Below are 13900 nucleotides of genomic sequence, written 5' to 3'. Positions count from 1 at the left end.
TTAAACTGATCTTGTTAGCAGAGCGGGCATTTTTGTACTGGTTGAGCCGGGGGAAGCTGCAACCAGATTTTTTTTGAGAAGGGGCATTCCTATAAGCACTTGTCTATAAACATACGTCTATAGGACATTAGTGTTTACCAGAAAATCCAAGCGAACAGAGTCAGAACTAGGATACAAACTAGGTTCAACACCATACCGACTCGCATCATTTCTTTTTGTTTGATATGACCAGAGCCAAATACAATCGCATTAGGTGGTGTCGCGACTGGTAGCATGAAGGCACAAGATGCGGCAATCGCAATCAGTGCAGATAAGATAACAGGTGACATACCCAGCGCTTCAGCAATGGTTGCAAATACAGGGACAAGCAATGCCGCACTCGCTGTGTTACTCGCAAACTCCGTTAGGAATACCACGAACGCTACTACGGCTAGAATCGTAAGAAGTATACCTGCTGTTTCTAAAAATCCGCTTAGTGAGTGTGCTAGGAATACGCTGGTTCCGGTCGCTTTCAGAATGTTACTTAAACAGATACCACCTCCGAACAGGATAAGTACACCCCAATCCGTTGTCTTCTCAACGTCTTTCCATTCCACGGCTCTAGAAGCGCCAAGCAGTACAATGGCGCCAATCGCTACCAAACTATCAAACTTAGAGAACCCGCCAATCATTGCGTTGATCGGCTTGCCGAATATCCAAAGCGTTACGGTTAAAAGGAAGATAGACAGTGTGATTTTCTTGCTGTTTGTCCACTCGACAGGTGCATGGTCTAACTCGAATTTGTGGTCAAGTTTTGGCTTAGTCATCACGTACAAAATAATCATCGTGATTGGCAGTAAGATCATTGAGATAGGTAGCCCAAGCGCCATCCATTCTGTGAAGCTCAAGCCAACTTCTGCCGCAGCAATGGCGTTTGGTGGGCTACCAACTAAAGTTGCGATACCACCGATTGAAGCACAGTAAGCGATACCCAATAGCACGAACACGTAGGTGTTTCGGTCTTCACTTTGGTCGACTTTGTTCATGATACCAAGAACAAGAGGGAGCATCATTGCTGTGGTGGCGGTGTTTGAGATCCACATGGATAAACCCGCACTCACACCGAACAACATGAACACGGCTACCGACATTCTGCCTTTTGCTATGAGCAATACTTTGTCAGCTATCGCTTTATCCAGCTCTTGCTTGTTCAGTGCGGCTGCCAACGCGAATCCACCCATGAACAAGAATATGATGGGATTCGAAAAGTTAGCCAGTGCTGCGGGCGTGTTGAATACACCAAACAAGACAGCCAATAGGGGAACGAGCAAAGCGGTGATGCTGACGTGGATAGCTTCTGTTAACCATAGAATGGCAACGAACACGAGAATACTTAAACCCGTATTCACTTGCGCTTCGAATGGCAGGGAATTGAGCAAAACTGCAAATAGCGTGAAATTACCAATTAATATCATGCTGTTGCGGGTAAACAACCAGTGTTTCAGTGTAGTAACAAGTGCCGTCATAAGACGCTCCTTTTGTTTATCCTCGTTTTATTGGTGCACGACTTCGTTGAGCGGTGCTTATTATTTTCGAGGTATATAGACTTGATGTAGGGTCAGACTTTGTTGGGAGAATGTTACTCAAGTTAATAAAGGAGTGTTGGTGTGTTTTTGCTTAACAATGGGGAAGTGTGAGGCAACAAATTCAAAATGTGTAGTTTTCTACACATCGGTCTCTGCTGGTTCTAAAATAGGGCTTGCTGAAGGAGTTACAATCGGATTTTTAGTAGGGCTTGCTGTGGGGTCTGCTATAGGATTTACATTGGGGTCAGTAATAGGGCTAGGAATCGGCAATGATTCTGGTTTTGGACTGGGTTGGATCGGCTCTTTAGGGCCAAGGAATTTTGGCGTAGTACCAATAATATACAGATCAAGAAACGCTTTGGTACGTGCAAATACTTCACGTAAACGTATTGAGGTTCCCGAATGATGGGTTGGTCCTGAAACCGCCAAACACTGCGCATTAATATCATAAGAGTTAGCGATAAATAGCGCTCTTTCACAGTGGAACTTCTGAGTGATGATTAGGAAGTTATCGGTATCGAATATCTTTTTGGCGCGAACAATCGAATCTAGGGTTCTGAACCCCGCATAATCTAGATTGATGCGTTCATCGGGGACACCCGCTTTTAACAAGTCGCGTTTCATCGTCCACGGTTCATTGTAAGAGCGATGAGCGTTATCGCCACTCAGTAGAAATTGGTCCACTTTTTCACGCTCGAACAGCTCAATTGCCGCTTCGATTCGGTGCTTATAATAGTCGTTGAGTGTTCTACCTAAATATTTGCTTGTGCCAAGCACTACGGCGACCTCAAGCTCGGGCACTTCATCTATATCGTAGATGATGCGATCTTCTGCTTGCCATGAAACCCAATAATCGATCGCAATAACCGCAGCGCTGCCTACTAAGAACACGAGGAAAGCGCCAAACAGAAAACCTTGCAGTTTTTTGTAAGCTTTTAATAAGTGGCTACGGAAAATGTGAGAATCAAATTTCACTCTCGGTATGGTCCTTTGACTGAGCAATAATTTTTGAGTGCTCGATAATACCAAATAAAAATGAGAAAAATCAGTTAAAAAGACAAGACAGTGTAAAGAAAAAAGCCCCCGCAGTTGCAGAGGCTCTTGTAAGAGTAGTTAACGCTCTTTATTCCAAGCGCAGCACGTTTATTAGAATGCAGTACGCTTGTAGCGACGGTAAACCGGCTGCCAGAAGTGCTGGTCAATCGCTTGTTGTAGTGCTTCTTCAGTGATCTCTAGAGCAACACCTTGCTCAATCGCTTTTTTACCAACGGCAAAAGCAATCTTTTTAGATACGGTGTGGATCTCTTCCAATGGTGGAAGTAGAGCACCTGAGCCATTGATAGCAAGTGGGGAACACGTTGCAAGTGCTCGGCTTGATTCCATTAGCATTTCGTCAGTGATGCGTGAAGCATTCACAGCCAATACACCAAGGCCAATACCTGGGAAGATGTAGCTGTTATTACACTGAGCGATTGGGTAAGTGGTGCCGTTGTGAACCACTGGCTCAAACGGGCTACCTGTCGCAACAAGCGCTTGGCCGTCAGTCCAACGAATAATGTCATTTGGTGTTGCTTCAACACGGCTTGTTGGGTTTGACAGTGGGAACACGATAGGACGTTCACAGTGTAGGTTCATCTCTTTGATGACTTCTTTGCTGAACAGACCCGGCGCACCAGATACGCCAACCAGAACCGTAGGTTTCGCGTGACGAACAACGTCTAGTAGAGAGAAACCAGTGCCGTCGCTTTCCCAATCTTTGGTGTTCGCGTTGGTTTGAACTAGACGCTGTTGGAAATCAAGCAGGTTTTGCATGCCTTCCTGTAGCAGACCCCAACGGTCAACCATGTAAACTTGAGAGCGAGCTTGTGCATCGCTGATACCTTCAGACACCATTTGAGCAATGATAGCTTCAGCAATACCACAACCTGCAGAACCCGCACCTAAGAAGGTGATGCGTTGGTCTGACAGTTTGCTGTTCGCTGCTTTACATGCTGCAAGTAGAGAACCAACCGTTACAGCGGCTGTACCTTGGATATCATCGTTGAAACAACAGAGGCGATCTTTGTAGCGTTCAAGCAGTGGCATTGCGTTCTTTTGTGCGAAATCTTCGAACTGAACTAATGCATCAGGCCAACGGCGTTGAACGGCTTGAATGAATTCTTCAACAAATGCATCGTAATCAGCACCCGTGATACGAGGGTGACGCCAGCCCATGTACATTGGGTCAGCAAGACGCTGCGGGTTGTTTGTACCCACATCGAGCACGATTGGTAGCATGTAAGCTGGGCTGATGCCGCCACAAGCTGTGTAAAGTGCTAGTTTACCAATTGGAATACCCATGCCACCGATACCTTGGTCTCCCAAACCAAGAATACGCTCACCATCCGTAACCACGATAACTTTAACGTTGTGGTTTGTCGCATTGTTCAGTAGGTCATCGATACGATCGCGGTTCGGGTATGAGATAAACAGACCACGGCCACGACGGTAAATATTTGAGAAGTTCTCACATGCTGCGCCAACTGTTGGCGTGTAAATGATAGGCATCATTTCAGAGATGTGGTTTTGAACTAAACGATAAAAAAGCGTTTCATTAGTGTCTTGGATGTTACGAAGGTAGATATGCTTATCCATATCACTTTCGAAGTTACAATATTGCTTGTATGCACGTCCTACTTGCTCTTGGATTGTTTCGGTTGTTTCCGGTAACAAGCCTTCAAGGTTGAAAGAACTGCGCTCTTCAGCAGAGAATGCGCTGCCTTTGTTTAGAAGAGGGGTACTTAGTAGAGCAGGACCAGCATAAGGGATATATAGAGGGCGTTTATCGTTGTTCATTAGATGCCTAATATGGGAGAAAGGGTAACCGAAAAATGATAACGGTTTAGTTATTCAATTGTAAATAGTTTACCTCCGATCTTTGCAAACAAAATGATATTCTTACCCATGTCCCACACTTATCGAATTTTAGCACCATAATTCGTTATACTTTGCTCACACTTTTTCGCGACGCCTCTTTTTTATGTCATTACTGCCCATCGATGCTTATCAAAACGTATTTCACGAACAAATCGCTAATTCTCATCTAGTAGTAGAAGCTGAAACCGGATCGGGCAAATCAACGCGTTTGCCAATTTGGGCTTGCCAACATGGGCGAGTACTGGTGGTTGAACCAAGACGTATCGCGTGTACTTCACTGGCTAAATATCTCGCACAGCAATCGGGTGAGAAGCTTGGGAACAAAGTGGGTTATGCGATTAAGCTAGAGTCGGAATACAACGAGCAAACTGACGTTGTTTTTGTTACTCCCGGGATCGCGCTACGCTGGCTATCTGAAGATGGGCTTGCTGGCTTTGATGTCATCGTTGTCGATGAATTTCACGAAAGGCGTTGGGATATCGATTTGCTGGTGGCGATCCTCAAACAAAAAGAGAGCCATCGCTTGGTGATCACGTCTGCTACCATCGAAGGGGAACGTCTTGCTCACTATTTGAATGCGGGTCGGATAAGCTGCGAAGGTCGCACCTATCAAGTTGCTATTGAACACCGAGCGAATGAATCGAGAGCTCTGCCGGATAGCCGACATCTAGAGCAGCGCATCGCTGAAGAGGTGAATCACCAACTGATTGCTTCACATGGCGATATCTTGGTTTTCCTGCCGGGTAAGAAAGAGATCGTGCAATGTGAGCAAACGTTGGCAAAGAATCCAGATATCCAAGTTGTTAAATTGCATGCTTCGGTGAGTGATAAGGAGCGAGATCTCGCTTTATCTGGTCGTAATACTGGCAATAGTGATAATGGCAGCGGTTTGCGAAAGGTCATCCTTGCTACCAACGTGGCCGAAACTTCGTTAACCATTCCTGACATTGGTGTTGTGATAGATTCAGGATTAGAAAGACGCACCGTTCAACGAAACGGTAGAACGACTTTGATGCTTAAATCCATATCACGAGCCAGTGCCAAGCAACGAGCTGGTCGTGCGGGCAGGGTGATGGATGGTGTTTGTGTGCGTCTCTATGGTGAGCATGCAGCGTTGGAGTTAGTGACACCGCCAGAATTGCAACGCGAAGAATTAACCGAACCTATGTTGGCTGCGGCATGTTGTGGCAACTCGATCGAGAGCCTATCTTTCCTAGATCCTATCCCTGAGAAATCACTAAACAGCGCAATACAAACCTTGCTGACGATGGAAGCGATTAATGCCGACCATCAAATCACCGAGCATGGCAAAAAGCTATACCCGCTGCCGATTGATGCTTTGTATGCCGATATCGTTACTCGAATCAAAACCAAAGCACTCAAAGAAGCGATGGTGGATCTCACGGCGGCGTTGTCCGTCCCAGCTCGCTTGTATCAGTTACCGAACAATGCAGAACATCTTGAAGCACTCGCTCAGCAAGAGAAAGAAGGGTGCGATCTAAGCCTGTTGATTCAGATCGTTCGTGGTCGCGATTATCCGCATTTAGAAATCGATCAGCAGGCATTGAATGAAGCACAGGGACTGGCTAAGCAAATGCGGGAGGTGTTTGAGCTTCCTCAGCTAGAAGTCGCGTCACGTTTCCAACGTACTGAACTGCTTAAGACTATTGTGCATTTGCATCCTGAGCTAGTGTTTGTGCGCAGGCTGAAGAGGAAAGAAGCCTTTGCTAATGGAGTTTTAGAGGTAGTACTCGGCCGTCAGAATCGTTTCCCGGACAATGCACAAGCGATGTTGGTGCTTGATACCCATAGTTTGCCGGGAAGAGGTGTTAAGCAAACACTGACCTTAGCGACGGTTACGGCACCTATTCCTCTTGAGCTTATCATTGAAGCTGAACTCGGAGAGTGGCAACAAGGTGAAACAAGAGTAAATGATGATGGAGTCTTTACCGAAATGGCTTTGGTGTACGCAGGCCGTACAATTACGAGCAAACTTATTGCAGCAGAAGGTCAGTTATCATTAAAGCCAATCGTCGATCTTGTGTTAAAAGGCGTCCACCTTCCCGGTTTTGCACAAGCTCGCACTCAACAAATCAAACATTGGCAGCTGTATGTGAAACTCGGTCTCGATGAACAAACCAAATACACACCAGAAATGGATAACATTAACTTTGAGCTATGGTTTATAGATCAACTCGAGGTGCTAGGTGTCACGGATGTCAGCGAGTTGGAAATGTTTGACCATGCCGATATTCCATTTGATGGTATCCCAATTTGGCTATATCCAGAATTTGCAGAAAAATACCCGTTTGCATTGGGCCTTGCTGACTTACATCTTGATGTCGAATACTTCCCTGCAAGAAAGCTGATTCATGTGCATTATCAGTCGGGGAGTCGAAAGCTATCGCCTAAGCGTTGGGAGCTTCCAACATGGTCTGGTTGGCGGATTCAATATAAGAAAGCGAGTCGGATTATCGACATAAAATAGATGGATAAGTTTTATCTCTAAAATATTAATCAAATAGGTGCATATATGATTTTTCAGTGTTTTTTATGTTACAAGTTTGATTTTTATATGCCTTTTTAACCAATCAAAAGGTCATAAAAGACCATTCTTCTATATCCTATTGCTATAAAGAAAGAGTTGATAGATATTGAGTATATTGTGTTGCCAAAGTGTCGGGGGACATCATGGATAAACAGGAAGAGACGCGTGTAGAGTTCGATTACACAACATTTCTTGGCGCCTCATGCAGTAAAAAATGGACTTTTCTGGAAGCTCTCACCACTATTGCGCCAGTATTCAGTACCGTCTGGAGAGATAGCATTAAAGAGCTAGCCAGCCCGGAAGATCGCTTATGGCAAATGGCATTGAAATCAATGTCGACGCGTAAAAGTGATGAGTCGAACATTGTTACCTTACTTAAGCTTGCCAAGCTAGAAGGGATCAATGAGCTCAAGGTTGTCATGCCATATTCGCTTGAAGACGAGCAGATTGATTATATTGAATCGCGTAGTCATTTAGTGATTGCAGATAACTCTGGTGAAGAGTTCACTATCAAGCTTTGATGAAATATACATTGTAAAAAGGGCCTCAATATTGAGGCCCTTTTAGTATCTAAAATTTGTGCTTACTAGCTAGCTTATTAGCTTTCTAGCATGTGATTAGTCGACTAATCAATTAGTCCGTAATCGGCACGAAGCACATCAATGATTTCTTGCTTCGGATTGTCGCTTAATACAATCTCGCCACCGGTGATTTTCGCTGCGATATCAAGATAAGTACGAGACAGAGACATCAGTGAATCAAGAGGCAGCTCATTGTCACAAGCTAATGCTTCACGTTCTGGCATGCGTTCTTTGTTCAAAAGGATATCCGCGTCAGGGAAGTAGTTAAGTAAGAACTGGCGGAATCCTTCTTTAGAATTCTCAACGATGTTGCCCTTGTTGTACTCTTGAGTATCCCAAATACGAGATGAATCTGGAGTACCTACTTCATCCATGTAGATAAGTTTTTCTTTACCTTGAGCATCGTTCACGTAGCCGAACTCAAATTTCGTGTCGACAAAGGTTTGATCGACGTTTGCTAGCGCTTGGCTAATTACGTTGAAGCCTTCTTTTAGAAGTTTCTCGTAATGCGCAATGTCACTTGCTTGAGTAAAGTTGAACGCTGCGAAGTTGTCTTCGATGTTGTTGCGAGTGATGTTCACATCATCCGCTTCTGGAACGCCAGGAATCCCTTTCAAAATCCCTTTTGTCGAAGGCGTGATCAGTAGCTCAGGTAATTTCTTGTCTTTCTCAAGGCCTTCAGGCATCTCGATACCACAGAATTCACGTTCGCCGTTCGCGTATGCACGCCACATAGAACCCGTGATGTATTGACGACAAATCGCTTCGATCATGACTGGGCGAGCTTTTTGTACAATCCATACGAATGGGTGAGGGATATCAAGAATGTGACTGTCAGCAAGGCCGTTGTCTTTAAACAATTTGAACCAGTGGTTAGAGATAGCATTCAGAGCCGCTCCCTTACCTGGAACACCTTTAAGATTACCTTCACCACGCCAAATACAATCAAACGCAGAGATACGGTCACTGATCACCATGATGGCTAAAGGCGCATCGGGCGCTACATTGTAGCCTTTCTCTTTGATTAGTCGTTGGCTATCTTCTTCAGTTAACCAGTAGACCGAACGAACCTTGCCACTGTGGACAGGTTTATCAGTACGGATTGGTAGGTCATCATTTACGGCAAGAACTTGATCAGCAAGGCTCATTTAGACATTCCTATCTTTTATCAAACGTCATACAGAGAAGTGCGGTGTGCACATGATTAGACGGGCATTATACCCAATCTATTATTTGCTTCCAGATAAAAAGCAAACGATTGCTAAATCTATTGATCAAATAAAAACCCCCGCCTAACTATTCGCTAGAAAATTGGCGAATTGTAGGGCAGGGGAAGGCAGTCTGTTGGGCTGTGTTTTGGGGCTATGCTGTTAAGTTAACTTAAGTTTGTTAGCTAAAAGATTAAGCTACGTTTGTGAGCTATGTTGTTAACCGAGGTAGGCTTAGTGAATACGCTCTGAAGTTTCATCCATGAAGAACACTTCGCATTGAAAGCGTTGGCCTAACGTTCTTAGGTATTGTTGGCTGAATGAGTCGATGGACGTACTTGCAACGATTGCGCTCGCGTTTCCTGAGCGTATTGCTTTCTCGACTGTCTCTACTTCATTCATTTGGTTCGACGCTTTCATATGGATAACACGCTCGCAGCAAACGTTGTGTTGCTTAAGCTGCTTAGCAGATGGTCTTGGTGTTTGAGCAGTAAACAGCAACCATTGATGTTGATTGGACAGCAACGCCATTCTTGCGAACAACGCTTCCTCGTTTGAGTTTTTGCTTTTACGAGAAACTGATGTAAATGCGCAGTGAACTAGCGGGCTAGAGTGTTGGGCTTTAACGTGTGCTTGAATCATTTTGCTGTCCTTATATACATGCTGTATTTGTATACAGTAGTTTTTGTTGCTTATAAGATCAAGCGTTTTTTGCGGGATTATTGGTCGTTTTATTGTACCTAGGCAAGGGGTTGTTATTTAAGTTGTTGATATTTAATGTTAAATTAAATTCGACTGATTTTTCTATTTTGTCTCATAAATTGAAAAAATGTGATTTCTATACAGGTGTATACAGTGGTTTTTGCAGAAAAGTACTGTATATACCTGTATAGAAGATAAGAAGATAAGAAGATAAGAAGATAAGAAGATAAGAAGATAAACCCCAGATACAAAAAAAGCGCCTTAGGCGCTTTCTTATATTTCAACGGTGTTGCTTATCTCAATGTCGCTTGGGAGAGTTTTGCTCTCATTTCCATTTCACCAATATTGAACTGGCGAACATCAATGGTTGCAATATCATTGCACTCTTGACATGCATGATGACACTTACCATCTAGGTAGTCGTGCTTTTTAACTAGGCTTGGCTTTTTGCACCAATCACAAACGCCTTCTATTGTGAACATATTCTCTCCTCACCTGTTTAAGTCAGGTGTATTTTCGGCGCAAATTATGACACAAGTAAGACTCATTAGTTAATAGTTTGTTACCTGTTTTTGAGAGGGGGATCGATTGCAGTACTAATAAAATCGATATCTTTGCGACTTTGGAAATCGAGTTTGCTTGGTTGTTTACGTTTTTGTAACACTCTTAAGGATGGTTTTTAGCGAATTGTTCAAACGTTTCATCTCTTCGTCACACCCGTAACCATCTGGGTGGTAGATTTTGGATAGCTGTTTATATCGAATTTTAATGCTTTTTTGATTCGGAATTGAGCTAGGTGTATACCCAAATAGAGCGCAGGCTACTTGTAAATTGTTCAGGCTGTTGTCATTTTTCTGTTTTTTTAACTCATGGAACATCGTGTGCAGCTGACGTTTCTGCTGCTTAATAGTGAAGTCCTTCGAGCTAAGCTGTGCTTCAAGTGTCTGCTTTTGTTGCCCCAATTCACCCGATTTTAGAGCGTGTCTTCTTTTTGATATCACCAGAGTCATGATAATGCTGACAATTGAAATCAACACGGCTAAGGCTGTGCCAATTAGATAGTCTGAATACGTTAGGTTAGAACGTGTTACCTGCTCTCTAGAGGGCAGATAAGAAGGGGAGCTACTTGCTCGCTCTGGATTAGATAGCCTCTGATTCGTGCTGCTTTCAGCAATGACGTTCTCAATCGAAGAGATCTGCTTGGCACGTTGCTGGTTGAATTGCGCTTCCAGAATACGGTTATAGCCATCTTCGGCTGTTGGATTGTTTTTTAAGGCCGCTTCATACCATAGCTGTGCTTCATCTAATGGTTTTAGGAGTTCTTCCTGAAGTGAGGATTCGTAGAGCTTTGCGACTTCGATAGGCGCGCGTTGGTTACCTTGTAAGGCTGATTTAATAAACCATTCTAAAGCTAGCTTGTTGCTTTGCTCTACACCTGATCCTGCCAAGTACCATTCACCCAGCCTAAATTGCGCATCTGCATTGCCGTTTTCTGCGGATTGCGAGTACCAATAAAATGCATCGTTGGTGCTCAAAGGGACATCATTACCTGATTCATAAGCTTGAGCTAGTTGGTATTGAGAAACTGGATCTTGAGGTTGAGATTCTATCGAGAATGCAACGTTGCTTTCTGCATGAACGACGTGTGCAGTAGAGAACTGTATTGTAGAAAAGATGAGGGTGAAAAATAGAGTTCTAAGAAGTGATGATGACAGAAAGTTGGATAGGATAAACAATAGATAAGTCTCGTTAAAAAGCCCAGAGTCGGTATATCAGTATGAATATGGCTAGTCGTGTGACTTTGAACAAGCCACACGACGATAAGCAACTATATAGAGGTTAATTCAATAGATAAAGACGAACTGGGCTTTAATCGTGCTACTTAAGCGGCAAGATTTGAATTTCTACGCGACGGTTACAAGCGCGACCTTGAGAGCTGTTGTTGTCACACAGAGGGTAACGCTCACCGTTACCACGAGCAATGGCACGGCCTGCAGCAACGTCTTGAGAGATCAAGAATGCACGAACCGATTCAGCACGACGCTCAGAAAGAACTTGGTTAGAAGACTCGCTGCCTGTGCTGTCAGTGTGACCTTCGATCACTAGGCTAGTGTCTGGGTATTCAACTAAGATGCGCGCAACGCCGCGAAGTGTTTTGTGGATGCTTGATTCTAAAGCGTAAGAACCAGAATCGAAGCCAATGCCGTTCTCTAGGCGAAGTAGAAGTTGGTTCTCACCAACACGCTCTACTTGAACGCCTGAGTTCATGAGTTCTTCACGAAGTGCAGCTTCTTGCTGGTCAAAGTAGTAACCGATACCACCGCCAACTGCGGCGCCACCTGCTGCGCCGATGAGTGCACGCTTACGACGGTCTTTAGAGTCGTCACCCGTAGCTGCACCAGCAACAGCGCCGGCGATTGCACCAAGTAAAGCGCCTTGAGTTGCGGAATTAGTCTCAGATTCGCCGGTTGTCGCGTTTTGGCGTTGTGTCGCTTGACAGCCCGTTAGAGCAACAGTGAGTGCCAGGGCTAGTGTGATTTTTTTCAACGTATTTCTCCATCATGTACTTCTGTCAAACGCATGAATTACGAAAGACAACAATAAGTCCTATTGGTGGTTTTTATCAATACGCTGAAGCAATGTAAAGTGGCTCTATGATTTAGTTATCTTTTTAACCGCTTGAGTTCCGCCAACTGGTCGATTTACAGACAGTTTTCGACCTTTCTTCAAGCCAACTTCATAGTCTGCGGTGAGGTTTTTCATCGCTTCTCTGAGTTGTTGTTTGAACGTTTCGCGGTCGATGTTTTGGAACTCTTTATCAATGTAGTTATTGATCTTGTTGTTTGACTCGTCGTCTGGGGTGATAACAGGCAGTTTTTCAAGTGCACCTTCTACCCAACCCGAAACGTAAGAGTTTACGCGACGTGTTACTTCTAGTGTCCCTGTTCCCGAGCCCGCAAAACTGTTTCTGAATTGGCCAGTGTGCTCATTCAGTTCGCGATAAATAATATCGAACGCAAAAGCCGCGAAGATAGCGCGATCGGCTTCACCAATGAATTCAACGCGTTTAAGGCCTTTGTGATTCAGTAACACGGCTTCTACGCCAAACTTGGTGTTAATACCACGAATAACACGCAGCAGTGTAGAGCTGATATTTGCAGGTAACAGGTGACTGGATTGAGTTTTTCCCATCTTGATAAATTCAATATCGTCCTTTTCGAGACCATATTTCAGCATCAAGTTATGCGCCATTTTTATCGCATTGGCAGCTTCATTGACGTTCGCAGAGTTTCCAAGCTCAAGACACTTGGCAATTTTCTTTAGGGCTTTTTTCTTATCCATCGACAACTTAATCATTACCGCAAATTTTTAAAAGTCCAACATTTTACATGTTTTGGCGAGTAACAGCAAAGTCAAAAGTCATTTGTAGGAATGTGGTGAACGATTATGGAAGATAAGGATATAGTAAGGAAGCGGCGACTCCCGGACAAAACAAAACGCCATCAAGAGGATTGATGGCGTTAGTGACACGATTTTTAGGAAGTGCTAGAGCTTTCGCAAACTAGATTCCAAGTTCATCGAGTAAATCAGCTGCAGAATCGTTGCCTGAACTTTGCTCTGGCTGCTTTGGTTCTTGCATTTTTTTCTGAGTCGCTTCAAGAATACTGTCTGGACATTCGTCTTCAGCGATTTCGAATTCTTCCAATTGGATGAATTCTGTTTTGTCCATTGCCAGCTCAAGGTAGAAAATGTTGTTGTCGGCAGTAGAGAAAGTAACACGACGAGCTTGCGGGCGATCTAAGTTAGTATCAACAGAAAGGTTCACTTGCTTGTTCAGTGCCAGCATTTTCGGTTGGTTTTGTGTGATGTTAGTTTGCAGTTCTTTACGGATTTTGTTGGTAAAGTCGCCAACCAACTGGTTCATCAACTCACCTAATACATCACCTACTTCGTCTGAAGTATGAAGTACAGCGAGTTCGTCTTCAGGCATGCCCATATTACGCATGTAATTTGTGTAGATCTCTAGCGCTGCTTTCGACGTAAAATTGATAACAACAAGACCTGAAAACCCGCCGTCGAACAAGACGAAACAACCAAAATCTGGCTTAAGACTTGTCTTGTTGATCTTTTGAACCATGGCTGAGTAGGACACCTGTGAAGCCGTCGCTGAAGTAAGTACGTTTGAGACTGATTGGCATAGCTTAAGAAGAATATCTTCAGTTGTGACTGTTTTGCTTTTTTTCATTGTTATTTGCTCATGGAGATGTCGTAAAAAAGTTATCTACTATCTTACTACTGAATTAAGACGAAAGTGACTATTTCTCCATTCTTGCACCGAGATTCTTATTTGATCACCTTTTTATATGATCTTAATAGTAG

General features: G+C 43.9%; 12 protein-coding genes. 2 read left to right on the top strand and 10 right to left on the bottom strand.

The window, feature by feature from the left end:
* Window positions 1–134 precede the first annotated feature (134 nt).
* From AB4232_RS13885 to AB4232_RS13875, 3 genes are all read right to left on the bottom strand, one after another.
* Entirely contained in the window at window positions 135–1505 is a 1371-nt protein-coding gene (locus AB4232_RS13885) for a DASS family sodium-coupled anion symporter (RefSeq protein ID WP_009846474.1), read from the bottom strand.
* A gap of 198 nt (window positions 1506–1703) precedes the next feature.
* Window positions 1704–2540, bottom strand: coding sequence for a vancomycin high temperature exclusion protein (locus AB4232_RS13880; protein ID WP_372087362.1), 837 nt, complete (start codon window positions 2538–2540; stop codon window positions 1704–1706).
* Between the two features lie 171 nt (window positions 2541–2711).
* A complete protein-coding gene (locus AB4232_RS13875) occupies window positions 2712–4400 on the bottom strand; it encodes an NAD-dependent malic enzyme (RefSeq protein ID WP_012603704.1) in 1689 nt (562 codons plus the stop codon).
* A gap of 184 nt (window positions 4401–4584) precedes the next feature.
* Between AB4232_RS13875 and AB4232_RS13870 the strand changes: the two genes are divergently transcribed.
* Together AB4232_RS13870 and AB4232_RS13865 are read left to right on the top strand one after the other, a co-directional pair.
* Window positions 4585–6969: a helicase-related protein gene (locus AB4232_RS13870; RefSeq protein ID WP_372087361.1), complete on the top strand. Its 2385-nt coding sequence runs from the start codon at window positions 4585–4587 to the stop codon at window positions 6967–6969.
* Between the two features lie 203 nt (window positions 6970–7172).
* Window positions 7173–7550, top strand: a complete 378-nt coding sequence (locus AB4232_RS13865) for a hypothetical protein (protein WP_017110913.1) — start codon at window positions 7173–7175, stop codon at window positions 7548–7550.
* Window positions 7551–7654: 104 nt separating this feature from the next.
* Here AB4232_RS13865 and AB4232_RS13860 read toward each other — a convergent pair whose 3' ends face one another.
* The 7 genes from AB4232_RS13860 to AB4232_RS13830 form a co-directional block, all read right to left on the bottom strand.
* On the bottom strand, window positions 7655–8758 hold the full coding sequence (locus AB4232_RS13860) for a phosphoribosylaminoimidazolesuccinocarboxamide synthase (RefSeq protein WP_372087360.1): 1104 nt from the start codon (window positions 8756–8758) through the stop codon (window positions 7655–7657).
* A 294-nt stretch (window positions 8759–9052) separates the two neighbouring features.
* Window positions 9053–9460 (bottom strand): SulA-like leucine-rich domain-containing protein, encoded by a 408-nt coding sequence (locus tag AB4232_RS13855; RefSeq protein WP_102311473.1) that lies wholly within the window; start codon window positions 9458–9460, stop codon window positions 9053–9055.
* A gap of 353 nt (window positions 9461–9813) precedes the next feature.
* Window positions 9814–10002 (bottom strand): hypothetical protein, encoded by a 189-nt coding sequence (locus AB4232_RS13850; protein WP_372087359.1) that lies wholly within the window; start codon window positions 10000–10002, stop codon window positions 9814–9816.
* Window positions 10003–10167: 165 nt separating this feature from the next.
* Window positions 10168–11256, bottom strand: a complete 1089-nt coding sequence (locus AB4232_RS13845) for a hypothetical protein (protein WP_372087358.1) — start codon at window positions 11254–11256, stop codon at window positions 10168–10170.
* A gap of 142 nt (window positions 11257–11398) precedes the next feature.
* Complete coding sequence (locus AB4232_RS13840; protein ID WP_372087357.1) at window positions 11399–12067, bottom strand: OmpA family protein; 669 nt, start codon at window positions 12065–12067, stop codon at window positions 11399–11401.
* Window positions 12068–12172: 105 nt separating this feature from the next.
* Window positions 12173–12862, bottom strand: a complete 690-nt coding sequence (locus AB4232_RS13835; protein ID WP_009846484.1) for a DUF2786 domain-containing protein — start codon at window positions 12860–12862, stop codon at window positions 12173–12175.
* 220 nt (window positions 12863–13082) lie between these two features.
* Complete coding sequence (locus AB4232_RS13830; RefSeq protein WP_009846485.1) at window positions 13083–13766, bottom strand: DUF3334 family protein; 684 nt, start codon at window positions 13764–13766, stop codon at window positions 13083–13085.
* Between the last annotated feature and the right edge of the window lie 134 nt (window positions 13767–13900).

The organism is Vibrio sp. 10N.286.46.A8 (assembly GCF_041470165.1).
GTDB lineage: Bacteria > Pseudomonadota > Gammaproteobacteria > Enterobacterales > Vibrionaceae > Vibrio > Vibrio tasmaniensis_A.
Note: the sequence above shows the minus strand (reverse complement) of the source record. Positions and strands in the feature narration are given on the sequence as shown.